This window comes from Pseudocitrobacter corydidari, assembly GCF_021172065.1.
In the GTDB taxonomy this organism is placed as follows: domain Bacteria; phylum Pseudomonadota; class Gammaproteobacteria; order Enterobacterales; family Enterobacteriaceae; genus Pseudocitrobacter; species Pseudocitrobacter corydidari.
The window spans coordinates 1196956-1220024 of sequence record NZ_CP087880.1 but is presented as its reverse complement, the minus strand read 5'-3'; the positions used below and the strand labels follow the sequence as shown (position 1 = coordinate 1220024).

General features: G+C 54.9%; 23 protein-coding genes. 8 read left to right on the top strand and 15 right to left on the bottom strand.

Going from position 1 to position 23069, the window contains the following annotated elements:
• Position 1: 1 nt before the first annotated feature.
• The 3 genes from G163CM_RS05685 to G163CM_RS05675 all read left to right on the top strand — a co-directional run bounded on the left by G163CM_RS05685 (position 2) and on the right by G163CM_RS05675 (position 6619).
• Entirely contained in the window at positions 2 to 2971 is a 2970-nt protein-coding gene (locus G163CM_RS05685) for a virulence factor SrfB (RefSeq protein WP_231827187.1), read from the top strand.
• On the top strand, positions 2968 to 5079 hold the full coding sequence (locus G163CM_RS05680) for a virulence factor SrfC family protein (RefSeq protein ID WP_231827186.1): 2112 nt from the start codon (positions 2968 to 2970) through the stop codon (positions 5077 to 5079). The genes G163CM_RS05685 and G163CM_RS05680 overlap by 4 nt, the downstream gene beginning before the upstream one ends.
• Positions 5080 to 5185: 106 nt before the next feature.
• A complete protein-coding gene (locus G163CM_RS05675) occupies positions 5186 to 6619 on the top strand; it encodes an aldehyde dehydrogenase (RefSeq protein ID WP_231827185.1) in 1434 nt (477 codons plus the stop codon).
• A gap of 6 nt (positions 6620 to 6625) precedes the next feature.
• On the opposite strand, the gene G163CM_RS05670 is transcribed toward G163CM_RS05675, so the two are convergent.
• Positions 6626 to 7417 carry an alpha/beta fold hydrolase gene (locus tag G163CM_RS05670; RefSeq protein WP_231827184.1) on the bottom strand — a complete coding sequence of 264 codons (792 nt, stop codon included), beginning with the start codon at positions 7415 to 7417 and terminating at the stop codon, positions 6626 to 6628.
• Between the two features lie 72 nt (positions 7418 to 7489).
• Positions 7490 to 7663 (bottom strand): GhoT/OrtT family toxin, encoded by a 174-nt coding sequence (locus G163CM_RS05665; protein WP_071843511.1) that lies wholly within the window; start codon positions 7661 to 7663, stop codon positions 7490 to 7492.
• Positions 7664 to 7864: 201 nt separating this feature from the next.
• Between G163CM_RS05665 and yncL the strand changes: the two genes are divergently transcribed.
• Complete coding sequence (yncL, locus tag G163CM_RS05660; RefSeq protein ID WP_015964321.1) at positions 7865 to 7960, top strand: stress response membrane protein YncL; 96 nt, start codon at positions 7865 to 7867, stop codon at positions 7958 to 7960.
• A 56-nt stretch (positions 7961 to 8016) separates the two neighbouring features.
• Here the strand turns inward: yncL and G163CM_RS05655 are convergent, their stop codons facing one another.
• The 8 genes from G163CM_RS05655 to G163CM_RS05620 all read right to left on the bottom strand — a co-directional run bounded on the left by G163CM_RS05655 (position 8017) and on the right by G163CM_RS05620 (position 14127).
• On the bottom strand, positions 8017 to 8250 hold the full coding sequence (locus G163CM_RS05655) for a hypothetical protein (protein WP_231827183.1): 234 nt from the start codon (positions 8248 to 8250) through the stop codon (positions 8017 to 8019).
• 79 nt (positions 8251 to 8329) lie between these two features.
• Positions 8330 to 8503 carry a GhoT/OrtT family toxin gene (locus G163CM_RS05650; protein WP_231827182.1) on the bottom strand — a complete coding sequence of 58 codons (174 nt, stop codon included), beginning with the start codon at positions 8501 to 8503 and terminating at the stop codon, positions 8330 to 8332.
• A 560-nt stretch (positions 8504 to 9063) separates the two neighbouring features.
• Positions 9064 to 9453, bottom strand: a complete 390-nt coding sequence (gene pcaC / locus G163CM_RS05645; RefSeq protein WP_231827181.1) for a 4-carboxymuconolactone decarboxylase — start codon at positions 9451 to 9453, stop codon at positions 9064 to 9066.
• Positions 9443 to 10207 carry a 3-oxoadipate enol-lactonase gene (gene pcaD, locus G163CM_RS05640; RefSeq protein ID WP_231827180.1) on the bottom strand — a complete coding sequence of 255 codons (765 nt, stop codon included), beginning with the start codon at positions 10205 to 10207 and terminating at the stop codon, positions 9443 to 9445. Before pcaD ends, pcaC begins: the two co-directional genes overlap by 11 nt.
• Positions 10185 to 11549, bottom strand: coding sequence for a 3-carboxy-cis,cis-muconate cycloisomerase (locus tag G163CM_RS05635; RefSeq protein ID WP_231827179.1), 1365 nt, complete (start codon positions 11547 to 11549; stop codon positions 10185 to 10187). Before G163CM_RS05635 ends, pcaD begins: the two co-directional genes overlap by 23 nt.
• A gap of 9 nt (positions 11550 to 11558) precedes the next feature.
• A complete protein-coding gene (pcaF, locus tag G163CM_RS05630) occupies positions 11559 to 12761 on the bottom strand; it encodes a 3-oxoadipyl-CoA thiolase (RefSeq protein WP_231827178.1) in 1203 nt (400 codons plus the stop codon).
• Positions 12762 to 12770: 9 nt separating this feature from the next.
• The gene (locus G163CM_RS05625; RefSeq protein ID WP_231827177.1) at positions 12771 to 13427 is read right to left on the bottom strand and encodes a 3-oxoacid CoA-transferase subunit B; all 657 of its coding nucleotides are present in this window, start codon (positions 13425 to 13427) and stop codon (positions 12771 to 12773) included.
• Between the two features lie 10 nt (positions 13428 to 13437).
• Complete coding sequence (locus G163CM_RS05620; RefSeq protein WP_231827176.1) at positions 13438 to 14127, bottom strand: 3-oxoacid CoA-transferase subunit A; 690 nt, start codon at positions 14125 to 14127, stop codon at positions 13438 to 13440.
• Positions 14128 to 14294: 167 nt separating this feature from the next.
• Here G163CM_RS05620 and G163CM_RS05615 point away from each other — a divergent pair, with 167 nt between their 5' ends.
• Positions 14295 to 15101 carry an IclR family transcriptional regulator domain-containing protein gene (locus G163CM_RS05615; RefSeq protein WP_231827175.1) on the top strand — a complete coding sequence of 269 codons (807 nt, stop codon included), beginning with the start codon at positions 14295 to 14297 and terminating at the stop codon, positions 15099 to 15101.
• Here the strand turns inward: G163CM_RS05615 and smrA are convergent.
• Complete coding sequence (gene smrA / locus G163CM_RS05610; protein WP_015964311.1) at positions 15098 to 15661, bottom strand: DNA endonuclease SmrA; 564 nt, start codon at positions 15659 to 15661, stop codon at positions 15098 to 15100. The two genes, G163CM_RS05615 and smrA, sit on opposite strands and share 4 nt — an antisense overlap.
• A gap of 453 nt (positions 15662 to 16114) precedes the next feature.
• Between smrA and ogt the strand changes: the two genes are divergently transcribed.
• Both ogt and fnr read left to right on the top strand, forming a co-directional pair.
• Positions 16115 to 16630 carry a methylated-DNA--[protein]-cysteine S-methyltransferase gene (gene ogt / locus G163CM_RS05605; protein WP_231827174.1) on the top strand — a complete coding sequence of 172 codons (516 nt, stop codon included), beginning with the start codon at positions 16115 to 16117 and terminating at the stop codon, positions 16628 to 16630.
• A 194-nt stretch (positions 16631 to 16824) separates the two neighbouring features.
• Entirely contained in the window at positions 16825 to 17577 is a 753-nt protein-coding gene (fnr, locus tag G163CM_RS05600; RefSeq protein WP_015964308.1) for a fumarate/nitrate reduction transcriptional regulator Fnr, read from the top strand.
• Positions 17578 to 17671: 94 nt separating this feature from the next.
• Here the strand turns inward: fnr and G163CM_RS05595 are convergent, their stop codons facing one another.
• Positions 17672 to 18508: an alpha/beta fold hydrolase gene (locus G163CM_RS05595; RefSeq protein ID WP_231827173.1), complete on the bottom strand. Its 837-nt coding sequence runs from the start codon at positions 18506 to 18508 to the stop codon at positions 17672 to 17674.
• A gap of 152 nt (positions 18509 to 18660) precedes the next feature.
• Positions 18661 to 19764, bottom strand: a complete 1104-nt coding sequence (locus G163CM_RS05590) for a cobalamin-independent methionine synthase II family protein (protein ID WP_231827172.1) — start codon at positions 19762 to 19764, stop codon at positions 18661 to 18663.
• 577 nt (positions 19765 to 20341) lie between these two features.
• On the opposite strand from G163CM_RS05590, the gene uspE reads away from it, so the two are divergent.
• Positions 20342 to 21292, top strand: coding sequence for a universal stress protein UspE (gene uspE / locus G163CM_RS05585; protein WP_015964305.1), 951 nt, complete (start codon positions 20342 to 20344; stop codon positions 21290 to 21292).
• Between the two features lie 70 nt (positions 21293 to 21362).
• On the opposite strand, the gene G163CM_RS05580 is transcribed toward uspE, so the two are convergent.
• Together G163CM_RS05580 and pntB are read right to left on the bottom strand one after the other, a co-directional pair.
• Positions 21363 to 21551, bottom strand: a complete 189-nt coding sequence (locus tag G163CM_RS05580) for a YdiH family protein (protein ID WP_015964304.1) — start codon at positions 21549 to 21551, stop codon at positions 21363 to 21365.
• A gap of 127 nt (positions 21552 to 21678) precedes the next feature.
• Entirely contained in the window at positions 21679 to 23067 is a 1389-nt protein-coding gene (gene pntB / locus G163CM_RS05575) for a Re/Si-specific NAD(P)(+) transhydrogenase subunit beta (protein WP_231827171.1), read from the bottom strand.
• Positions 23068 to 23069: the final 2 nt, after the last annotated feature.

Below are 23069 nucleotides of genomic sequence, written 5' to 3'. Positions count from 1 at the left end.
GATGCTTGTCACTCTTTGCGATTATAAACAAAGCGTTACGCTGATTGCCGACAGCGGCGTGCAGTTTCTTGATTTTGGCTTAACGCCGCAAAGTTCCGCGGGCGTTGGCCGCTTTGTGCGTAAAACCGCCAATGGCCCGCTGCTACGGTTGAGCTGGGATGCCGCGCATCTGCGCTATACGCTGGCAGGCGATGCCCTGCATCAACCTGAAGTGGTCAAACCGGAAAGCACGCTGGATCTGCACCACTCGCTCAGTTTGCTGGATGGCGTATGGCTTCCGCTGCCTTTTTTCCGTTTCAATCCGCCACGCACCTTTGTTGAGGGGCCAGACAACTGGGCGCGCGTGCAAATCCGTAAACTTGAAACACCCGACAGTGCCGGTAATAGTCATCGCGTGACGTTAGCTTTCGATAGCCAGACGTGCAGTAATGACTCTGCAACACTGGCGCCAGTCGAGAATGACGTTCTCAACGGCACGCGTTTTGTGCTGGCGTGGCAGGATGCCGAACTGGCCGATTTTCTCGATCAAACGTGGATCGATGGCTGGCTGCGTGAGGCATTTATCCAGGCCCTGCATCAACATGAATCGCGCAGCGAACACGATCTCGCGCAAGCGATGCGGATGTTTGAATATCAGGGTCACTGGTTAAATATCATCGCGATGCTCGGCGAACAGTTGGTCGTTCCGGAAGTAAAGCTAGTAACCACGACGCTTAGCACCCCTGCTATTCCAGTTGATCTGATTCTGGATGTCGGCAATACGCACACCTGCGGCGTACTGATTGAAGATCATGGCGACGCAAATGATGGGCTGCGGCAGACAGCTGAACTTCAGGTTCGCTCGCTGAGTCAGCCGCAATTTTTGAATGCGCCGATGTTTACCAGCCGGGTGGAGTTTGCGCAGACGCGGTTTGGCAAGCAGCACTTTTCCGTTGAAAGCGGGCGTGAAAACGCGTTTATCTGGCCGTCGTTAGTCCGCGTGGGCGATGAAGCACGTAAGCTGGCAATGCAGCGTACCGGCACTGAAGGCCATAGCGGGCTTTCCAGCCCACGACGCTATCTGTGGGATGAAACGCCAACCGTGCAAAGCTGGCGCTTCAGCCAGTTAAACGGTAAATCACAGCGTGAACCGCTGGCGACAGCCTCGCCGTTAATGAATCTGATGAATGACGACGGTGAACCGCTGTTTAACCTCCCTCAGGATGAGCGGATGCCGGTATTTACGCCGCATTACAGCCGCAGCACGCTGATGACGCATATGCTGTGTGAATTACTGGCGCAGGCGCTGGGGCAAATCAACAGCGTCGCCACCCGCTTACGCCTCGGCTTTCCGGCGTCGCCGCGCCAGCTTAGAACCCTGATCCTCACACTCCCCTCGGCGATGCCAAAACAGGAGCGTGAAATCTTCCGCCGCCGGATGTCTGACGCGCTGGTGCTGGTGTGGAAAGCGTTGGGCTGGCATCCGCAGAGTGATGAGTTTGATGCTCGCCAGTGCCGGGTGCCGCTGCCGCAGATTCAAATGGCATGGGATGAAGCCAGCTGCGGCCAGCTGGTCTGGCTGTATAACGAAGCGATTGCCCATTATTCCGGCCAAACGGAAACGCTGTTTGCGGCGCTCGCCCGTCCGGATCGGCCTGAAGATCCTGACATTGCCCGCGAGCGCACGCTCCGCGTAGCATCTATTGATTTGGGCGGTGGAACCACCGACATGGCCATTACCCAATACCAACTTGATGATGGCGCGGGCGGCAACGTCAAAATTACGCCCCAGTTGCTGTTTCGCGAAGGCTTCAAAGTGGCAGGAGACGACGTCCTGCTGGATATCATCCAGCGCTGCGTCCTTCCCGCGTTGCAAACACATCTGCAACATGCCGGGGTGACCGACGCGCCCGCGTTGATGGCGACACTTTTTGGTGATTCAGGGCGACTGGATGCGCTGGCCGTGCTGCGCCAGCAAACCACGCTGCAGTTGTTTATCCCAATGGGTCATGCCATTCTCGCCGCCTGGGAGCGGAGCGATAGCGCCGATCCATTAGCCGGGCTGCACGCCACCTTCGGCGAGCTGCTCGAACAACCGCTCACCCGCAACGTATTGAATTACATTAATCAGGCCGTAGAGCACGCGTTACCCGCTGAAAGCAAAACTTTTGATGTGATGTCCGTACCGCTGGCGGTGACGTTCCGCGACCTGCACGACGCCATGCTGGCGGGCGAATTTACCCTCGCCGCGCCGCTGCACGCCTTGTGTGAAGCCATCACCCATTATACCTGCGATGTACTGCTGATTACCGGCCGTCCCGGTTGTCTGCCCGGTGTGCAGGCGCTGATTCGCTATTTGCAGCCCGTGCCGGTGAGTCGCATGGTCTGGCTCGACCGCTACCCGGTACATGAGTGGTATCCCTTTAGCAAGCAAGGGCGCATTGGCAACCCCAAATCTACCGCTGCGGTTGGCGCGATGCTATGCAGCCTGGCGCTCGATTTACGCCTGCCGCACTTTAACTTTAAAGCAGCGGATATCGGGGCCTATTCCACCGTCCGTTATCTTGGCGTACTGGATAAAACCGTGAATATTCTGCGCGATGAGAATGTCTGGTATCAGGATCTTGATCTCGATAAACCCGGCGTAAAACTGGATGCGCGGCTTCACTTCCCGCTGCGCGGAAGCGTGACGTTGGGCTTCCGCCAGCTCGCCAACGCGCGTTGGCCTGCCACGCCGCTGTATACCCTGAGCATCAACTCACCTGAACTTGCAAAAACCATCGCCGGAGATGGCGTTTTACAGGTGCGGCTGGCACTTCAGGAAAGCACGAATACGGAAGGCGCACTCTCGTTTAGCCTGAGCGATGCGTGGCTTGCCGACGGTACGCCAGTATCTACCCAGGCCCTGACGTTGAAACTTAATACGCTGGCCGACCGCCGACATCGCGGGAGCCATTACTGGATCGATAGCGGGAGCGTTTACTTAGCATGACAACAGAACAGGCTGTAATGGCATGGATTTCCACCACCCGTAAAAATGCCCCAGGGCTGGACATTGACGCGGATGCACTGCTTTTTCATCTGCTGGGCCTGAGCGCACAGCACCAGGCGCTGGAGGTTTCCCAACAGCAACGCGGTACACTGGCACTCTTCGGCCATTCTCAGCGTTCAAAAGCCTGGCTGTTGAACGCGCTGTGCGGCGACAGTCATGATCGCCTGCCGATCGCTGTTGGCGAAAAACGCCTCGACTACGCCACCCACATTAATCCGGGCCATCGACGCTGCCAAATGGCGCTGCGCTTTACGTGTGAAAATCCATCGTCTGACAATGACTTCCCGTTGCGTTTACGCCTGCTGCGGGAGGCACAGCTGGCGCAGGTCTTTATCGGCCACGCTGTAAACCGCACCTTGCGGGCCCAGACGTTTCGCGAGCGTCTGGCATTACTGCAAAACCTGCGTCAACCACAGGTGACCGCGGCACTGACCGCTGAAGATGCCGCAAACGTGGTGCTTTTCTGGCAATCGGTAGTGCCCACGGCGCAGCAGGAGATTAGCGAGAGTGAGTGGTATGCGTTTGCCGAACTGCTGCCGTCACTGGATCTCGATGCCCGTACCCGCGCGTGGTCACTGCTATGGGGCGATCGCCCCGATCTTACGCAGCAGTGGCAAACCCTGTCGCATACCTTGCATTTACTGGGTAACGCGACCGATATCTGCGCACCGCTAAGTCTGCTGGTCGACACCTTTATGCTGCCGACAGAAGGGTTTTTATCCGCCGGATGCGAGGACGATCCGTCCGTACTGGTGCAATTGCCAGGCCAACAAACCGTCAGCCTATCGCGTTCCACGCTGGCCCTCCTGACGGCCGAACTGGTTTTATGCAGCCCATGCAATGTGCTGAAGGATGTCGATATTATCGACATCCCTGCGCCACCGTTCGACGGGTCAGGCGCATTGTGGGCCAGCAAGTGCCACTGGCTGTTGGAGGCATTCCGTCAGCAGCGGCAACCGGATGTACTGGTTATTTGCAACGCTACTCACCAGCGAAGCGCTATCCCGTATATCGCCAGATCCCTGAGCCAGTGGGCCGACACGACGCAGCCACAGCAGGACGGTGGCTTGCCGGGGCTGGTATGGACCATTACCCCACAAGACGATCGCGCCGCTAACAATGTACAGCTTGATGAAGCAATTCAGCGCTTAGTGGGCAAACCGGGCCAGCGTTGGGGGACGCTACACGCCTTTGACAGCAGTAGCCTGGCGCGGCTGATTGAATGGCTCGCACGCGCCACATTACCTGCAACGCGAAAGCAACGCTTCGATACGTTAGCCGTGCTACACAAGCAAGCCGTCCAAACGCTGCTCAGACCGATACTTAATGGGCAGGAATCTCATTCCGTGCAAAGCGAATCGTTGATCCGCGCGCTTCAGGGCCAGGCGGCGCATCACGGCGAATTACTGGAGGGGCTACTCCCTTCTCTCGAACGCTTTAACGCCATTGGCGAAATACAACACGCGCGTGAAGCACGGGTGACAACCCAGATTCACGCTGATTTTGATCTCTTTGCCAAACCCGACTCGCTGGCATTGCCACAAAAGCGTGCCCACGACGCTGGGACGCAGGCATTCCGGTTGTGGTGCCAACATCTTCGCCATTGGGGTCGCCAGCAAGCCAGCGCTGAGCGGTTGGGGTTATCCCCTGATACCCTGCAACAGCTTTGCGATACGCTGATCGCCATCAGCCATCAACGCAAACTGGCAGAGCAATTGTGCCTCGCGGCCACTCAGCATCAGGCGAGCCCAGCGCAACTTCGCGCCATAATAGGCAATTTTATATCCTGGCTCGGTTATGCCGGGATCAACGCCGCTGAAAGGCCCGCCAGCCGAGTGGCTATGGGTCTCGCTATTTTCGCCGCCCCACCTGCCCGAACAATGCATCGCCTGACGCAACTTGATGAGCAGCCTGTACACGCCGCCAGCCGCTATGTATACGACTGGCTGGTGGCGCTTTACACCCGAGCGGGCGAATGTCGGGACGATATCTATGACGTATCATCACCCGACCGCCAGGCGCTTCGGCAGATGCTTAAGGTGATGTGAGCCATGTGGTAAGACCGAAAAAAAGTGTGCGAAATCCGTGTACTACGTGGGCAGCCTCACAAGCGGGCTCTACACTCAACGCGTCTTCCGTGCATATGAGGTCAACATGACAATAACCAGCCCCCTTTTTATTAACGGCGAAGCTTGCGCCGCTGCGGATAATGCGACTTACACACGACTAAACCCGGTTACCGGCGACACGGCAAGCGTGGCATCGGTAGCCACACAGCAGGATACCGATCGTACAGCACAATCTGCCGCCGCAGCCTTCCCAGGCTGGCGCGATACGTCGCCCGGCGAGCGCCGTCGTTTATTGCTTGCCGCAGCCGAGGCGCTTGAGCAACGGCGCGAACAATTTATCGCCACCATGCACGCTGAGACCGGAGCTACCGAACAGTGGGCCGGTTTTAACGTCCATCTTGGCGCGGAGATCCTGCGGGAGGCGGCAGCGCTCACTACCCAGATTGAGGGTCAGGTTATTCCCTCTAACACGCCTGGTAACATTGCGTTGGCTACGCGTCAGGGCGCGGGTGTGGTGCTCGGCATGGCGCCATGGAATGCACCGGTTATTCTGGCCGTACGCGCCATCGCCACACCGCTGGCCTGCGGGAACACGGTGATCCTTAAAGGGTCTGAACTCTCACCTGCCACGCAAGGGTTGATCATTACCGCCCTCGCTGCCGCTGGATTCCCACCCGGAGTGGTGAACTACCTCACTTTTACGCCACAATCGGCTCCTGCCCGCGTCGAACAACTTATCGCTCATCCGGCAATACGCCGCGTCAACTTCACCGGCTCTACCGCCGTTGGCCGGATTATCGCGCAAACCTGTGCCCGCAATCTGAAGCCCGTCGTGCTCGAACTGGGCGGCAAAGCGCCGCTGCTGGTCCTGGATGACGCCGATATTGAACAGGCCGCCGCCGGAGCGACATTTGGCGCGTTCGCCAACGCCGGGCAAATCTGCATGTCAACCGAGCGCATTATTGTCGACAACGCCATTGCCGCCCCGTTTATTGATGCGCTGGTCAATCGGGTTAACGGGTTACCCAAAGGGCTACTCGGTTCCGTGGTCGACATGAAAACGGTCGAACGCTGCAATGCATTAATAGACGATGCGCTGGCAAAAGGCGCTCGTCTGCTTACCGGCGGCAAAGCGGAGTCAACGTTGATGCAAGCAACACTTATCGATGACGTTACCCCCGACATGCGTTTATGGCATGAGGAATCCTTTGGCCCGGTGAAAGCCATTATTCGCGCGCGTGATACCGATGAGGCTGTCAGTATTGCTAACGATAGCCCTTACGGCCTCTCTTCTGCTGTTTATAGCCGCGATACCGCCCGCGCGTGGAATGTTGCACAAAACCTGCAAACCGGCATTTGCCACATCAACGGGCCGACCGTTCATGATGAGGCGCAGATGCCCTTTGGCGGTTGCAAAGACTCGGGCTACGGGCGCTTTGGCGGTCGGGCGGGTATGGCTGAATTTACGGAGCTACGCTGGATAACAATGCAAACCCAGCCACGGCAGTTACCCTTCTGATTCTGCTCACACTTCGGCCTGCGGGCCGGAGTATTTGTTCTGCGTCGCTGTGAAAATGGCATCCAGTGATGTCACCAACTGAGCGGGATTTTCCCAGGACATACAGTGACCGGCATCAGGAATTATGTGCAACGGTATACCTGCTGCGGCCACTTCATCCGCGTCTGATGCAGGGAGTGAATGCGCGCCATAAATTAGCGCTTTTGCGCACTTCAGCGCCAAAAAACGTGACATCCAGTCAGGCGATACACCGTCGACCAGGCTCTTCGCCGCACGCCATAGCGCCCAGGGTGCCGTGTTCTGCACACAGCCTGCCCATGGAGTGGTTTCTGTTGCAACTAGCCGGGTAAAACCGCTGGCAATAAATTCAGCTTCCGTCTGTGCCGCTATCTTGCGGCTGAACATACCGCCACCGGAATAAAAATTGGGCTCGGAAACCGCAAGGGCGCGAACGCGGTGCCCCAGCAGATGCGCCGCTTCAATCGCGATGCTGCCGCCCATGCTATGACCATAGAGATAACAGTCATCAATGTGCAAACCGGTAAGAAGTTCAGCAACAACCTGAGCCTGCGCGCTGACGGTGAACGGGTAATCAGCAGGTTTATCACTGTAACCACTACCGGGTAGATCAATCAGCAACGCGCGACGGTTGCAAAAAGCGTCATCGGCAACAATTCGAGGGTATTCGTAGGAAGAGGCGCAGCCGAGGCCGTGAACAAAAACGACAGGCATGCCCTGACCCGGTAAGTCATGAAAGCGGACGGCGGCACCGGCAATGTTCGAATGAAAAGAGTTCATAGGTAACCTCCTGATGAATGACTGTGTTTTTATACAGTATCACGCATCAGGTTACCAGCAGGTTGTCCGGAATCAGAACAATGAGAGCATCAGGGCAACGGGGAAGCTGAACGGCCAGGTCGCACCGATCAAAACGGTCGCCATCAGGCGAACGGTAGGGGTTTCTTTGGTCAGGAACCAGGTGATAAAAGCACAGAGAGTCGCCATCACGGCGTAGAAAATCAGCATATTCTGGTACAGCGTCATCCAAATTGCCCGCATAATAAATTAACAACCGGGCGCAATATGCTATTTTTTTTGATGTAGATCAAGTTCGACTAACGGAGTACAGACGGAGTATTTGCCGTTTCGTTCACCGCTTTATATTCATAACCACCATTTAATAGTATTGCGAAACTGATTAATGCGGACTATAAATCCTCTGGTTAACTCACAAAGGGCATCATAATGGACGTCTCAAGCAAAACCGTTGTCTTGATTAATGTCGTCGCAGCAGTGGGTCTGGCTTCGTTGCTGCTCGCACGCTTTAGCTGGCTGTCTTAAGGGTTTAGCTGCAAAAAATCAAAAGCAGTGTGCTGTCTGCTTTTGATTTTTGCTACTTAACGCCCTGAAAAAGCTGCGGTATATACCGTTCTTGACGTAGGTTCCAGCGCGCCGTTATCCGGGTTGTATTGCGGGAGCGGATTCACTTTTTCCATATCCCACACTGACGCTACGCATGCCGCTTCAGCGCCCCCCTGTTGTGTACATTCCATTGCGCGATGAGCGGAAACATGGGTTCCGACGCCAATAACTGCCATCAATGCGATGGCGCAAAATACCGTCTTATTCATAATTAATTCGAATACCAGGATTAATAACGGCGCGGATCCTCGCACGTTGTTCCTGATATGTCAAAACAGCGGTTCAGGCTTAAAAGAGTGAAAACAGTAACGCCACGGGGAAGCTCAGCGGCCAGGTTGCACCGATGAGCAGCGCGCAAAGCAGGCGTATGCTTGGCTTATCGCGGGCCAGATACCACGTTATCAGGCCGCTGACGACACCAATTGCCAGATAGACCACCATCATTTTTTCAAACACCGTCATTTTTTGCTCGTGCCTCCTTGCTGACTGTCGCGCGTACTATGCGTTATTCCTTATCAAGGCAATTCCTGGACGATCACAAAACCACGTAGCGCGTAATAACCAGGAAAAGTGCCTGATTGATGCGCAATTAAATGATGGGCGGGAATGATACTTAAGCTAAATATGGACATCGCGGCAGCTTTCGTGGAACATTCACAGAATTAATGAATTGCCGAAGAGCAAACCTGCACCATCGCGTTACGAACTGGGTTTAAATAAGTAATGATTAGCATGAGCACTCGGTTATCTGCCAACCTGTGGAGCATCGCTTCACGTGCGCCTGGCGGGACCGGTTATTAACGCGACAAATCAACGCCGAATCAGGGAAAGGAGGCGGTTAAAAGCAGCAGCAATAGTACTCTTACTATTGACTGTGGTCGCGGGCGTCGCGGACCATTATCTGACCATTGCCACTGATAGCGAAAACGCCACGGCGCATCATCAGTTGCACGACGATAACAGGGAATAACCCCCACGCCCTGATAATGCCAGCCCCTGTGGGCTGGCTTTTTTATGCCCGCTTAAAGCGCCTGTGCGTCGAGTTCATCGAACACCTGCTGCGCCAAATGCATCGTGGCATTAGCCGCCGGCAGACCGCAGTAGAGGGCCGAATGCATAATCAGCTCTTTGAGTTCGTCACGCGTCACGCCGTTGTTGAACGCGGCGCGAAGATGCATTTTGAGCTCGACTTCCCGGTTAAGCGCAATCAGCATAGCGATGGTTATCATACTGCGCGTGTGGTGATCCAGCCCAGGGCGCGTCCAGGTTTCGCCCCACGCATAGCGGGTGATAAAGTCCTGGAACTCGCTATTTAGCGGTTTGAGGTTATCCAGCGTGCGATTCACGTGGGCATCGCCCAGCACCTTGCGGCGCACGTTCATCCCCTGCTCATAACGTGATTTATCGTCCATTCTGCCCCCGAACAAATGCCGCTAAGGCCTCAGTAAACGCCGCAGCCGCTTCGACGTTAGAGAGATGTGATGCCGGAAGCGTAATCGCCTGCGAATCGGGAACATGCTGATGCAGGAAATCCGCATCCGCCACGGTAGTCACCGGATCGTGCTCCCCGGCGATAATCAGCATCGGCACGCGAATTTCAGCCACTTCACCGCGCAAATCGGCAGCGGCCAGCGCTTCACAGCATTCGGCGTAGCCTTCGGCTTCCGAGCGGGCGAGTTGATGCACCAGTTGCTCGACCGTTTCCGGTTCATGTTGACGGAAGGCGCGGGTAAACCAGCGGTCTGCTGAACCCGCGGCCACCACATCCATGCCCTCTTCCCGCACCGTACGCGCGCGCGAAAGCCAGGCAGACTGTTCGCCGATTTTCGCTGCGGTATTCGCAACAGTAACGGATAAAAAACGCTCCGGCGCAAAACGCGCCAGCCAGATGCCCGTCAGGCCGCCCATTGAGATGCCGCAAAAATGGGCTTTCGCAATATTGAGATGATCGAGCAGCGATATCACGTCCTCGCCCAGCTGCGCGAGGGTCACTTTCCCGCGTTTTGTCGTCTGACCGTGACCGTGTGTATCGTAACGCAGCACACGAAACTGTTGTGTTAATACGGCGAGCTGCGGCTCCCACATAGAGAACGAGGTACCAAGGGAGTTGGAAAGGACAATCACAGGCGCATTTTCTGGCCCGTCAATTTGATAGTGAATGTTCATGACACTGCTCCTTGTAACGCGCCAGTACCTGGCGCACAAAATGGTCACTGCTGCCCAGCGCAGTGGCCGGGTCAAGCAGTTGCGCCAGCGTTGACGCAGAGAGGTGTTGGCTTACCAGGGGGTCATTTTGTAATAGCTTAATCAGCGATTGATGCCGATCGATAGCCTGATGACAGTGCTTTTCGACAAGATGATGCGCATCGGCTTTACCGATAAATTCAGCCAGCGCCAGCGTGACGGCTTCCGCCATAATCAGGCCATGGGTTATCTCCAGGTCGGCACGCATTTTGGCTGTATTGACCTGCATCCCGCGAATCAGGTAATCGCTTTGCGCCATCACCCCACCCGCTAATGAAATGAGTTCAGGAAGCACTTCCCACTCCGCCTGCCAGCCGCCGAGCGCACGTTCATGCTGCTGAATCTGGCTGGCGTAGAGCGTCGCCATCAGCCCCGGCGTGCGCTGCGCCGCCGTCAGAATCGCCGCACAGCTTACCGGGTTGCGTTTATGCGGCATCGCCGATGAGCCGCCGCGCCCTTCGGCAATGGGTTCGCTCACTTCCGCCACTTCAGTCTGCATTAATAAAGAGAAATCGTTAGCGAATTTTGCCAGCGTGCCACAAAGCCCGGCGTACCATGCGCCGACTTCCAGCAGCCTGTCGCGCTGGCTGTGCCACGGCGTGTCGGCAAGCGCCAGATCCAGGGTTTGCGCCAGCGCGTCGCCCACCTGTGGCCCCGAGGCTTTTAGCGATGCGAGCGTTCCCGCCGCACCACCAAGCTGAAGGACCAGTACACGTGGTCGGAGCTGGGTTAACCGTTCCTGCCAGCGCAAGAGCGCATCGAGGGTTCCGGCAAGCTTCAAACCGAAGGTAATGGGAAGCGCGTGCTGCATCCAGGTTCGCCCCGGCATAATCGTGGTGCGATAGCGCTCGACCTGCTGCGCCAGAATGGCGGTAAGCGTCGCGAGATCGCGGTCGGTTTGCGTTAACGCCGCGCGTAATTGCAGCACCAGCCCGGTATCAATGGCATCCTGACTGGTTGCCCCCCAGTGCACATAGCGAGCCGCATCAGCGTCCTGCGTCTTCACCTTCTGAGTGAGCTGTTTAACCAGGGGAATCGCCAGATTCCCGGCATTGGCAGCGGCAGCGGCCAGCGCCGGAAAGTCGATGTTGTGGAACTGACAGGCAGTAACGATAGGCTCTACAGCAGAAGGCGGAATCACACCGCACCGGGCCTGAGCCCGCGCCAGCGCGGCCTCAAACTCCAGCATCCCCTGCACAACCTGTTCATCGCTGAAAAGACTCGTTAGCGCGCCTGAGCGCAATAACGGGGTCAACAAACTCATTCCTGCTCCTTAAACGCGTTCAATGATCAGCGCAATCCCCTGACCCACACCAATACACATGGTGCACAGCGCGTAGCGCCCGCCGGTACGACGCAACTGATACGCCGCAGTCATCGCCAGACGACCGCCGGACGCGCCCAGCGGGTGACCCAGCGCAATCGCGCCACCGTGCGGGTTAACGTGCGCCGCATCGTCCGGCAGGCCCAGATCGCGCAGCACCGCCAGCGCCTGTGCGGCAAAAGCTTCATTCAGTTCTATCACATCCATCTGGCCGAGCGTTAACCCGGTTTGTGCCAGAACTTTACGTACCGCAGGCGCCGGGCCAAAGCCCATGATGCGCGGCGCGACGCCCGCCGTTGCCACGCCAACCACGCGCGCCAGCGGCTGTAAATCGTTCTGTGCCAGCGCCTGCTCGCTTGCCAGCAGCAGTGCACAGGCACCGTCGTTAACCCCGGAGGCATTTCCGGCCGTCACCGTACCGTCGGCGCGAACCACGCCTTTCAGCTTCGCCAGCGCCTCCAGTGAGGTACTGCGAGGATGTTCATCCAGGGTAAAACTCAGCGGCTCGCCTTTACGCTGCGGGATGGAAACCGTAATGAGCTCGTCGCTAAACATGCCGTTCGCCTGCGCCTGGGCGGTACGCATCTGGCTGCGCAACGCAAAGGCATCCTGATCGGCCCGCGAAATACCAAATTCCGTCGCCACGTTCTCTGCGGTTTCCGGCATCGAATCGACGCCGTATAGCGCTTTCATCTGCGCGTTAATGAAACGCCAGCCGATGGTGGTATCTTCCATTTTCATGCTGCGGCTAAACGCGCTTTCCGCCTTGCCCATCACGAACGGCGCGCGCGACATGCTCTCTACGCCGCCCGCGATCATTAACTGCGTTTCACCGCTTTTAATGGCACGTGCCGCCACGCCAATGGCGTCGAGGCTTGAACCACACAGACGGTTGACGGTGCTGCCCGGTACCGTTTCCGGATAACCCGCCAGCAGCAGCGCCATCCGCGCCACGTTGCGGTTATCTTCCCCCGCCTGGTTAGCACAGCCGTAAATCACATCGTCGATACGCGCCGGGTCGAGGCCACGATTACGTTCCAGCAGGGCTTTAAGCGGCAGCGCGCCGAGATCGTCCGCGCGAACGCTGGATAACGTACCGCCAAAACGGCCAAACGGTGTACGCACCGCATCGCAGATAAATGCTTGATTCATCATAGTTCCTTACGCGGTTTCCGCCACTTGTTGGTTGATCAGTTTGACCGGGGTGACGCGCTGTAGCTCGTCAAAAGAGAGGTCATTGAAAATTTCGCGCACCACCGGGCCTTTTGCGGTGATATCGATGACCGCGAGGTCGGTATAAATACGGCTGACGCAGCCGACACCGGTCAGCGGATAAGTACAATGCTGTACCAGCTTGCACTCACCGTCGCGCGTAAGGTGATCCATCATCACGAACACCTGACGCGCGCCGATAGCCAGATCCATCGCGCCGCCTACCGCCGGAATGGCATCCGGTGCGCCGGTGCTCCAGTTCGCAAGATCTCCGCTGGCCGAAACCTGATACGCGCCAAGTACGCAGATATCCAGGTGACCACCGCGCATCATGGCAAACGAGTCGCCGTGATGGAAAAAGCAGCCGCCCTGCAAAAGCGTGACGTACTCTTTACCCGCATTAATCAACTCAGGATCTTCTTCACCTGGCTGCGGTTTTGGCCCCATGCCCAGCAGGCCATTTTCGCTGTGCAGGAAAATTTCTTTATCTTCCGGCAGATAGTTAGCGATTCGCGTTGGCAGGCCGATACCTAAATTCACATAAGCCCCTTCCGGGATATCCTGAGCGACGCGTTTCGCCATATCGTCACGAGACAATTTTTGCATTGAAGGCTCCTTATGCGCGCTGCGCGTGTACGGTAAGATTTTCCAGCGAGAAGACGCGCTGAACAAAAATCCCTGGGGTGATAATGTTTTCCGGGTCCAGTTCACCGAGCGTGACCAGATTCGACACTTCCGCCACGGTGGTTTTGGCCGCCGTAGCCATAATGGGCCCGAAATTCCGCGCCGCTTTGCGATACACCAGATTGCCCCAGCGATCCGCCTGATGGGCTTTTATCAGCGCGTAGTCCGCTTTAATCGGATATTCCAGCACGTAGTGACGCCCGTCGATTTCGCGCGTTTCTTTGCCTTCGGCCAGCGGTGTGCCGTAACCGGTTGGGGTAAACACCGCACCCAGCCCGGAACCGGCCGCCTGAATGCGTGCCGCCAGGTTGCCCTGTGGCACCAGTTCCAGTTCAACTTCGCCACGGCGATAGAGGTCATCGAAAATCTGCGAGTCGACCTGGCGCGGGAATGAGCAGATCATTTTGCGCACGCGGCCCGCTTTGAGCAGCGCCGCCAGGCCAATCTCACCATTACCCGCATTGTTGTTGATGATGGTCAGCTCGCGCGCGCCCTGTTCAATCAGCGCATCAATCAGGTAGGTCGGTTGTCCGGCGGGGCCAAAACCGCCAATCATGATGGTCGCCCCATCGGGGATCCCCGCCACGGCATCGATCAGTGTCGATACACTTTTATCAATCATCAGGTTGCTCCTTGATGTGCGGTTATCGCACTTTTATTCGTTGTTCGAACAAAATGTGACCCGGTTAACGATGTCGGTCAAGGGCGATAATCGAAATATGGTGCGATAATCGAACATCATGTATCTTTAGCGAAAGAATGTGATCGATGGCAAATACGGAGAGAAAAATGGAGAAACATCCAGACGATATTCTGACGGGCGATAGCGATCCGTTTAAGGGCGACCCGAACTTTATGGCGTCGCTGGCGCGCGGGCTGGAAGTGATTCAGGCCTTTACCCCGCAGCGACGTTTGATGTCCATTTCCCAGATTAGCCAGAAAACCGGCATTCCGCGCGCTGCCGTGCGTCGTTGTTTGTATACATTGGGTAAGCTGGGATTTGTCTATGCCGAAGATGGCAAAAACTTTCAGCTGCGGCCGCGAATTTTGTCGCTCGGTCACGCCTGGCTGGCGTCAACACCGCTGGCGCGTTCAGCGCAGCCGGTGCTGAAGCACTTAAGCGACATGCTGAATGAATCATGCTCCATTGCCACGCTGGACGGTGACGATATCCTGTATATCGCCAGGGCATCCAGTTCGCGCATCATGACGATTGATCTGGATATCGGCAGCCGCCTGCCCGCCTGGTCGACATCGATGGGCCGCGTGCTGCTAAGTTATCAGCCCGAAGAGAAACTCAATGATATGCTGGCGCGCATCACCATGATTCGCTATACGCCGCAGACGATTTCCTCAGTGAGTAAGTTGAAAAGCGAGCTGAAACTGGTACGTCAGCAGGGATACGCATTAAACGATCAGGAGCTGGAAATGGGGCTGCGTTCGCTGGCGGTGCCGCTGTTTAATCCGCAAGGCCAGGTGGAAGCGGCGCTGAACGTTGGGGTGCACGCAGGCCAGGTGTCGGCTGAGGAACTCTTGTCGCGCATTTTGCCGGAGCTGCAAAAAGCCGCGACAGAACTCTCCTTGCTGCTGCGCTAGCGGCTGCGTTTGGCGTGGCGCTCCCAGTTGTCCTGCTTCGCGGCTTCCGATTTGCGCAGCGCCACATAGCACGCCCCGCTGCCGCCATGATGCGGCAGTGCGCTACAGAAGGCCTGGACGTCATCAAATTCCGTCAGCCAGCGCGCCAGATAGCTACGAACAATATTGGCATGTGAATTATCTTCCTTGCCTTTACCGTGAATAATCAACAGATTACGCAGCCCCTCTTTGTGCGCCTGCAGGATAAACGCGTACAGATTCTGCCGACACTGCTCGACCGGCTGGCGCAGCAGGTTAAGACTCGCCTGTTGGCTGTATTTACCCTGCCGGAGTTTATCGAGCACACCTACCTGTAACCCTTCGCGTTTGAATTCAAGGGGCGTGGAGAGCGGGACGATGTCAAGAAAGCCGGTCGTCAGAAAGTTATCAAGTTGCAGGGTATCGATGCGCTGTGGGGCTCGTGCATTGCGGGCTGGTTGCCAGTGTACATCCTGTGCGCGTTTTAGCGGCTGGACATCCTCCATGGCGTCAAGAAACAGCGATTTGTCGTCAAGGTTCATGAGAATCTCCCAGTTTGCAACGGACGCCCTACTATAGCGACGCGGAACCCCCGTCTCAATGCGTTTTCCTCTCAAGCCGATTATGCAGCGTCTGGATGATTAATCCCTGACTCATCTGTTGAAAAATTCAACGCGACTTAACTAAAACTTAAACAACACTAATGTTTTGTTTTTGTTGTGATTATGTGAAATATATCACCTCTGTTTTACTGGCAATCGCACCAAAAACCGTTATAAATGATTCATCTGCACAACGGATAAAAATGCGGAAACCGTTTGGAAACGCCCGTCTGTTCACTATGGGATTCGAGGATGTCATCGAATCCCTGTTTTTCTTCCCTGCTTCTACCCCGCCCACGATGCACCGCAATTGACAATTCAGGAGTATACCTCTCGCCCAAATCGCATGATATTCTGGACAAAACGTGAGCTTTAACAACAGGTAGACAATTAATGCTAACCTTGCTGGAAGATAAAATCGCCACTCCGCTTGGGCCGCTGTGGATCTTGTGTGATGAAACATTTCACCTGCGCGCCATTGAATGGGAAGAGCACAGCGATCGTATGGAACAATTGCTGGACATTCACTATCGCGGCGAAGGCTACGCGCGCGTTGCGGCGCAAAACCCTGGTGGGTTGAGTCATAAACTGGCGGACTACTTTGAGGGCGACCTGAGCGTCATCGAAAGCTTACCGACCGCCACGGCAGGAACCGCCTTTCAGCGCGAAGTGTGGCAGGCGCTACGCACCATTCCCTGTGGTCACGTTATGCATTATGGTCAACTGGCGGAACAGTTAGGACGACCTGGCGCGGCGCGGGCGGTAGGCGCGGCTAACGGGTCGAATCCGGTCAGTATAGTGGTTCCCTGCCATCGGGTGATTGGGCGAAACGGCACCATGACTGGCTATGCGGGCGGCGTTCAGCGTAAAGAGTGGCTTTTGCGCCACGAAGGCTATCTCCTTCTTTGATCTTCTGTGCCGTTTTCGGTAAACATTAATAGCAAGAGCGTCAAAAAGCTCCAAATAACATATTAATTATCAATAAGATAAAATGCGGAAACTATTTACCTTTTTAATATTAGGTGAATCAGGACTTCGCTACTTACCTGCTCACCAAAAAGATGTTAAAATTGACCAATATCAATTACGGCTTGAGCAGACTTATGATCCCGGAAAAGCGAATTATACGACGCATTCAATCTGGCGGTTGTGCTATCCACTGTCAGGATTGCAGCATCAGCCAGCTTTGCATCCCGTTCACTCTTAATGAACATGAGCTTGATCAGCTGGATAACATTATCGAGCGTAAAAAGCCCATCCAGAAGGGTCAGACCCTGTTCAAAGCGGGTGACGAGCTGAAGTCGCTGTACGCGATCCGTTCAGGCACGATCAAGAGCTACACCATCACCGAACAAGGTGATGAGCAGATTACCGGTTTCCACCTTGCAGGCGATCTGGTTGGCTTCGACGCCATTGGTACCGGGCATCACCCAAGTTTCGCACAGGCGCTGGAAACCTCGATGGTCTGCGAAATTCCATTTGAGACGCTCGACGATCTTTCCGGAAAAATGCCAAACCTGCGTCAGCAGATGATGCGTCTGATGAGCGGTGAGATCAAAGGCGATCAGGACATGATCCTGCTGCTTTCCAAAAAGAATGCGGAAGAGCGCCTGGCGGCGTTTATCTATAACCTTTCTCGTCGTTTTGCGCAGCGTGGTTTTTCTCCGCGTGAATTCCGTCTGACCATGACGCGTGGCGATATCGGTAACTATCTTGGCCTGACCGTTGAGACCATCAGCCGTCTGCTGGGTCGTTTCCAGAAAAGTGGCATGCTGGCGGTGAAAGGGAAATACATCACTATTGAGAACAGCGATGCGCTGGCGGTTCTCGCGGGGCACACGCGTAACGTCGCCTGATGTCCATCTGTTTTACGTATTAAAAAAGGGAAGCATTTCGCTTCCCTTTTTTTATTTAGCGTGTAGGCCTGATAAGCATAGCGCCATCAGGCAATTAACCACGAATAAATTTCAGGATATCCGCATTAATCACATCAGCATGCGTGGTGTGCATGCCGTGCGGGTAGCCCGGATAGATGCGCAGCGTGCTGTTGCTCAGCAGTTGATCCTGCAAAATAGCCGCGTTTTTGTACGGTACAACCTGGTCATCATCGCCCTGAAGCACCAACACCGGTACGGTGATCGCTTTCAGATCTTCCGTTTGATCGGTTTCTGAAAACGCTTTGATACCTTCATAATGCGCCTTGGCACTACCGATCATTCCCTGACGCCACCAGTTCTGGATAGTCCCCTGAGACACTTCTGCGCCGTCACGGTTAAAACCGTAGAACGGGCCGGAGGCGACGTCGAGATAGAACTGTGCACGGTTCGCGGCCAGCGCTTTACGGAAGCCATCAAATACTTCAACAGGCGTACCGCCCGGATTAGCCGCGGTTTTCACCATTAATGGCGGAACCGCGCTGACCAGAACGGCTTTCGCTACACGTCCCTGAGGCTGACCAAATTTCGCCACATAACGCGCTACCTGACCCCCGCCGGTTGAGTGCCCAACATGCACAGCATTCTGCAGGTCGAGATGTTCAACGACGGCTGAAGCATCAGCGGCGTAGTGATCCATGTCGTGCCCTTCACTCACCTGGTCGGAACGGCCATGCCCACGACGGTCGATAGCGATAACCCGGAACCCCTCGGCGAGGAAAAACAGCATCTGGTTGTCCCAGTCATCAGCGCTTAGCGGCCAACCGTGATGGAAAACAATCGGTTGTGCCTCTTTCGGGCCCCAGTCTTTGAAGAAAATATTGACGCCATCTTTAGTCGTTACAAATGCCATAAAATTAACCCCTTGTGTCGATTCATTGCTGTTAACGAAACGGGCTGCTCAGGAAATGAAGACGTTTCTGACCCAAGAATTGTGGTCAGAAGGAGTATAGATGATGGGAGAAATTTCTTGCTCCGCATCACACAATACAGCACAGAAGAGGCTCACCAGACTTGTTGGGCGATATCCGTAATAAGTTTAACTTTGTTCCACTGTTGGGCTTCGGTCAGGCTATTCCCTTCTTCCGTTGAAGCAAAACCACACTGCGGGCTGAGGCAAATTTGATCTTTCGCCACATACTGCGCTGCTTCCTCCAGGCGAGCCTTAATCCCTTCCGGGTTTTCCAGCTCACCATTTTTGGTAGTCACCAGGCCCAGCACCACCTGCTGGTGCCCGGGGCGAACAAAACGCAGCGGCGCGAAATCCCCGGAGCGATCATTGTCATATTCCAGGTAAAAAGCATCAACATTAACGCTGCCAAAGAGGATTTCCGCAACGGGTTCATAGCCGCCCTCTGAAATCCAGGTCGAGCGGAAATTACCGCGACAAACATGCAGGCCAATTATCAGGTCAGACGGTTTATTCTCCAGCGCTTTATTAATCACGCGAGCATAAATACGCGCGAGCTCATCCGGGTCTTCGCCACGTTCACGAATTTGCTGGCGTTGCGCATCAGAACATAAATAGGCCCACACCGTGTCATCAAGCTGTAAATAACGACAACCGGCGGCATAAAACGCCTGAATCGCATCGCGCCAGGTGGTCGCCAGATCGTCAAAATAAGCCTCAAGGTCAGGATAGACAGTGGCATCAATATCCTTACGACCACCACGGAAATGCAGCACGCTGGGGCTTGGAATCGTCATTTTTGGCGTCGCGCTGCCGCTGATACTCTTCAGATAGCGGAAATCATCCAGCATCGGATGCTCACCAAAACCGAGTTTACCCACCACGCGGACCCCGTGCGCTTTGGTTTGCACGCCATTAAACTGAATCCCCTGCTGCGAGTCATAACGTTCTACGCCCTGAAGACCGTCGAAGAAGTCAAAGTGCCACCACGCGCGGCGGAATTCCCCGTCGGTGACGATGTGCAGCCCGCATGAACACTGCTGTTCCACCACATGACGAATCGCCTCATCTTCAACCTGTCGCAGCTGCTGCGCACTGATCTCACCCTGTGCAAATTGCTGACGAGCAAGCTTAATGGTGTCCGGGCGTAAAAAACTGCCCACGACATCGGCGCGGAAAGGTGCGTGTTGTTTTTGCATGTGATCTCCAAAACGTCCAGTTAACCGTTGCTGAACGTGATTATTAATATTATAAATTAAGACTTCTGGATGGCTATACGTCCACCTTCACACAGGTGACCTTCACTGGCAAACGAGAAAAATTCAGCATACATGAGGAAAATTCATGTTTATGTTTCCGAAAACAGGTCAAAAAAGTGGATCTCGATCACAGTCAGCAGTACCTTAACCACCTGTATCTGCACGTTACACGCAGAGATAAGGATTGGGCCGCACGGGCCGGTAAAAGAAAAAGTTGGTTGTGAATATGAGTTTTGTTGTGCAATGGACCTTCGGCTGCATCGCGGTCGCATGGGTAATGAGAGCGTTTCTGCACGCGTGAATGCGGAAATATCAGGGTCGCAGCAATGCGGCCTTTTTGTTTCTCCAGGTTGAGAGCGTTTTTTCTCACCGCATTATTTCCCTTCAGATTTATCCTCCCGTCTTTATTAAATTTTCCTGATTTATTGATCTTGCGAAGGTTCTCCCCTGTTTCATTCACTCCATATGAGTTATCTTTTAAAGACGAACTGAGGTTACAGTTGTAAGGAGACCCTGTATGGCCAAGTATCAAAACATGCTGGTAGCCATCGATCCTAACCAGGACGATCAGCCCGCATTGCGGCGTGCCGTTTATCTACATCAACGGATTGGTGGCACCATTAAGGCATTTTTGCCTATCTATGATTTTTCGTATGAAATGACGACGTTGCTGTCTCCCGATGAGCGGACAGCGATGCGCCAGGGGGTCATTAGCCAACGTGCCGCATGGATCCGCGAGCAGGCGAAATACTATATTGAAGCAGGCGTGCCAATTGAAATCAAAGTGGTCTGGCACAACCGTCCCTTCGAAGCCATCATTCAGGAAGTCATTAGCGGCGGTCACGATTTACTGCTGAAAATGGCGCACCAGCACGACAAACTCGAATCCGTTATTTTTACCCCAACCGACTGGCACCTGCTGCGTAAATGCCCGTGCCCGGTGTGGATGGTGAAAGACCAGCCGTGGCCTGAAGGCGGTAAAGCGCTGGTGGCGGTCAACCTTGCCAGCGAAGAGCCGTACCACAACGCGCTCAACGACAGACTGGTTAAAGAGACGCTGGAACTGGCGCAACTGGTGAATCATACCGAAGTACATTTGATTGGCGCCTACCCTGTTACGCCAATCAATATTGCCATTGAACTGCCCGATTTTGATCCGAGCGTATATAACGATGCGATTCGCGGTCAGCATTTGCTGGCAATGAAAGCGCTGCGTCAGAAATATGGTATTGATGAGAAGTTTACCCACGTCGAAAAAGGGTTGCCTGAAGAAGTGATCCCGGATCTCGCGGAGCACCTTGAAGCGGGTGTGGTGGTATTGGGTACGGTCGGTCGTACAGGGCTTTCTGCGGCATTCCTTGGCAATACGGCGGAACAGGTTATCGATCACCTGCGCTGTGATTTGCTGGCCATTAAGCCAAACGACTATGAAACGCCAGTCGAACTGGATGACGACGAAGACGATTAATCGATAACGTTGTCGTCTGAAACAATAAACCCGCCATCTCGGCGGGTTTATTTTTTGCAGTTACGCTGCATTAGTGAATACCGTAACGCCAGGCAAGGTCGATCTCTTCTTTCAGCTCGAGGGAAGAAAGCGCCATCAGGTCGGCAAATTCTAATTCCAGCTGTTTCAGTTTTTTGAGGTATTGCGCGGGCGTAAGCACAGTGGTGTCACGACGAAGAAATTCAATAGCCAACTGTGCGGGGGTCAATTCGGTATCCATAGAAGCCTCTGTTTTTGAAGGAACCTGTGAAGTATATCACATCGCAGTGTCTGTTTTTTGACCAAAAACAAGCCATGGCACAAAAAAACCGTCCCCCGAAGAGGACGGTCTGTGAGGCGAAAGATAATTACAACGCTTTCAGAATCGCATCGACGCTGGCTTTCGCATCACCGAACAGCATGTGCGTGTTCTCTTTAAAGAACAGCGGGTTCTGTACGCCTGCATAACCCGTGTTCATGGAACGTTTGAAGACGATAACATTCTGCGCCTTCCACACTTCCAGAACCGGCATGCCCGCGATAGGACTCTTCGGATCGTCCTGCGCCGCCGGGTTAACGGTGTCGTTAGCGCCGATGACCAGTACGGTGTCGGTGTCGCTGAAGTCGTCGTTGATTTCGTCCATTTCCAGCACGATGTCATACGGCACTTTGGCTTCTGCCAGCAGTACGTTCATGTGACCTGGCAAACGCCCCGCAACCGGGTGAATACCGAAACGTACCTTAATCCCGCGCGCACGCAGTTTTTCGGTGATTTCTGCTACCGGATATTGCGCCTGCGCCACCGCCATACCATAGCCCGGGGTAATGATGACTGAATGCGAATTCTTCAGCATATCAGCGGTATCTTCCGCATTGATTTCGCGGTATTCGCCCATCTCTTCATCGCCGCCGGTAGAAGAACCGTCGGAGCCGAAGCCGCCGGCAATCACGCTAAAGAATGAACGGTTCATCGCTTTACACATGATGTACGACAGAATCGCACCCGAAGAACCGACCAGTGCGCCGGTAACGATAAGCAGGTCGTTGCTGAGCATGAAGCCCGCCGCCGCTGCCGCCCAACCGGAATAGGAGTTCAGCATCGACACCACAACCGGCATATCCGCCCCGCCGATTGACGCCACCAGATGCCAGCCAAAAGCCAGCGCGATAGCGGTCATGATAACCAGCACCAGCCCCTGCAGGCCGACGCTATCCGTGCGAACGAAGACCACCAGCAGCAGGAAGGAAACCACCAGCGCCGCCAGATTCAGCTTATGGCGATTCGGCAGCATCAACGGTTTTGATGAGATTTTGCCGCACAGTTTGCCGTAAGCCACCACCGAGCCGGTGAAGGTCACCGCACCGATAAAGATGCCGAGGAACACTTCAGTCAGGTGAATGTTCACCAGAATCTGTTCCTGACCTGCATCGTGATGCAGGTAGCTGTTAAAGCCCACCAGTACCGCGGCCAGACCGACAAAGCTGTGCAGAATCGCCACCAGTTCTGGCATTTCGGTCATTTCGACTTTCTTCGCCAGACGAATACCAATCGCACCGCCGATCGCCATCGCGATAATAATCCACACCACATTATGGGTATCCGGCCCGAAGATAGTGGCAATCAGCGCAATCGCCATCCCCGTGATACCAAACGTATTCCCCTGTTTGGATGTCTCGTGCTTTGAAAGCCCGGCAAGGCTGCAAATAAACAGAATTGCGGCAACAATGTATGCAGCAGTAACTAATCCTCCAGACATGT

Excerpts from the sequence above, each read along its gene's own strand:
- G163CM_RS05685 (WP_231827187.1), top strand. The coding sequence starts at position 2 with ATGCTTGTCACTCTTTGCGATTATAAACAAAGCGTTACGCTGATTGCC.
- G163CM_RS05680 (WP_231827186.1), top strand. The coding sequence starts at position 2,968 with ATGACAACAGAACAGGCTGTAATGGCATGGATTTCCACCACCCGTAAA.
- G163CM_RS05675 (WP_231827185.1), top strand. The coding sequence starts at position 5,186 with ATGACAATAACCAGCCCCCTTTTTATTAACGGCGAAGCTTGCGCCGCT.
- G163CM_RS05670 (WP_231827184.1), bottom strand. The coding sequence starts at position 7,417 with ATGAACTCTTTTCATTCGAACATTGCCGGTGCCGCCGTCCGCTTTCAT.
- G163CM_RS05665 (WP_071843511.1), bottom strand. The coding sequence starts at position 7,663 with ATGACGCTGTACCAGAATATGCTGATTTTCTACGCCGTGATGGCGACT.
- yncL (WP_015964321.1), top strand. The coding sequence starts at position 7,865 with ATGGACGTCTCAAGCAAAACCGTTGTCTTGATTAATGTCGTCGCAGCA.
- G163CM_RS05655 (WP_231827183.1), bottom strand. The coding sequence starts at position 8,250 with ATGAATAAGACGGTATTTTGCGCCATCGCATTGATGGCAGTTATTGGC.
- G163CM_RS05650 (WP_231827182.1), bottom strand. The coding sequence starts at position 8,503 with ATGACGGTGTTTGAAAAAATGATGGTGGTCTATCTGGCAATTGGTGTC.
- pcaC (WP_231827181.1), bottom strand. The coding sequence starts at position 9,453 with ATGGACGATAAATCACGTTATGAGCAGGGGATGAACGTGCGCCGCAAG.
- pcaD (WP_231827180.1), bottom strand. The coding sequence starts at position 10,207 with ATGAACATTCACTATCAAATTGACGGGCCAGAAAATGCGCCTGTGATT.
- G163CM_RS05635 (WP_231827179.1), bottom strand. The coding sequence starts at position 11,549 with ATGAGTTTGTTGACCCCGTTATTGCGCTCAGGCGCGCTAACGAGTCTT.
- pcaF (WP_231827178.1), bottom strand. The coding sequence starts at position 12,761 with ATGAATCAAGCATTTATCTGCGATGCGGTGCGTACACCGTTTGGCCGT.
- G163CM_RS05625 (WP_231827177.1), bottom strand. The coding sequence starts at position 13,427 with ATGCAAAAATTGTCTCGTGACGATATGGCGAAACGCGTCGCTCAGGAT.
- G163CM_RS05620 (WP_231827176.1), bottom strand. The coding sequence starts at position 14,127 with ATGATTGATAAAAGTGTATCGACACTGATCGATGCCGTGGCGGGGATC.
- G163CM_RS05615 (WP_231827175.1), top strand. The coding sequence starts at position 14,295 with ATGGAGAAACATCCAGACGATATTCTGACGGGCGATAGCGATCCGTTT.
- smrA (WP_015964311.1), bottom strand. The coding sequence starts at position 15,661 with ATGAACCTTGACGACAAATCGCTGTTTCTTGACGCCATGGAGGATGTC.
- ogt (WP_231827174.1), top strand. The coding sequence starts at position 16,115 with ATGCTAACCTTGCTGGAAGATAAAATCGCCACTCCGCTTGGGCCGCTG.
- fnr (WP_015964308.1), top strand. The coding sequence starts at position 16,825 with ATGATCCCGGAAAAGCGAATTATACGACGCATTCAATCTGGCGGTTGT.
- G163CM_RS05595 (WP_231827173.1), bottom strand. The coding sequence starts at position 18,508 with ATGGCATTTGTAACGACTAAAGATGGCGTCAATATTTTCTTCAAAGAC.
- G163CM_RS05590 (WP_231827172.1), bottom strand. The coding sequence starts at position 19,764 with ATGCAAAAACAACACGCACCTTTCCGCGCCGATGTCGTGGGCAGTTTT.
- uspE (WP_015964305.1), top strand. The coding sequence starts at position 20,342 with ATGGCCAAGTATCAAAACATGCTGGTAGCCATCGATCCTAACCAGGAC.
- G163CM_RS05580 (WP_015964304.1), bottom strand. The coding sequence starts at position 21,551 with ATGGATACCGAATTGACCCCCGCACAGTTGGCTATTGAATTTCTTCGT.
- pntB (WP_231827171.1), bottom strand. The coding sequence starts at position 23,067 with ATGTCTGGAGGATTAGTTACTGCTGCATACATTGTTGCCGCAATTCTG.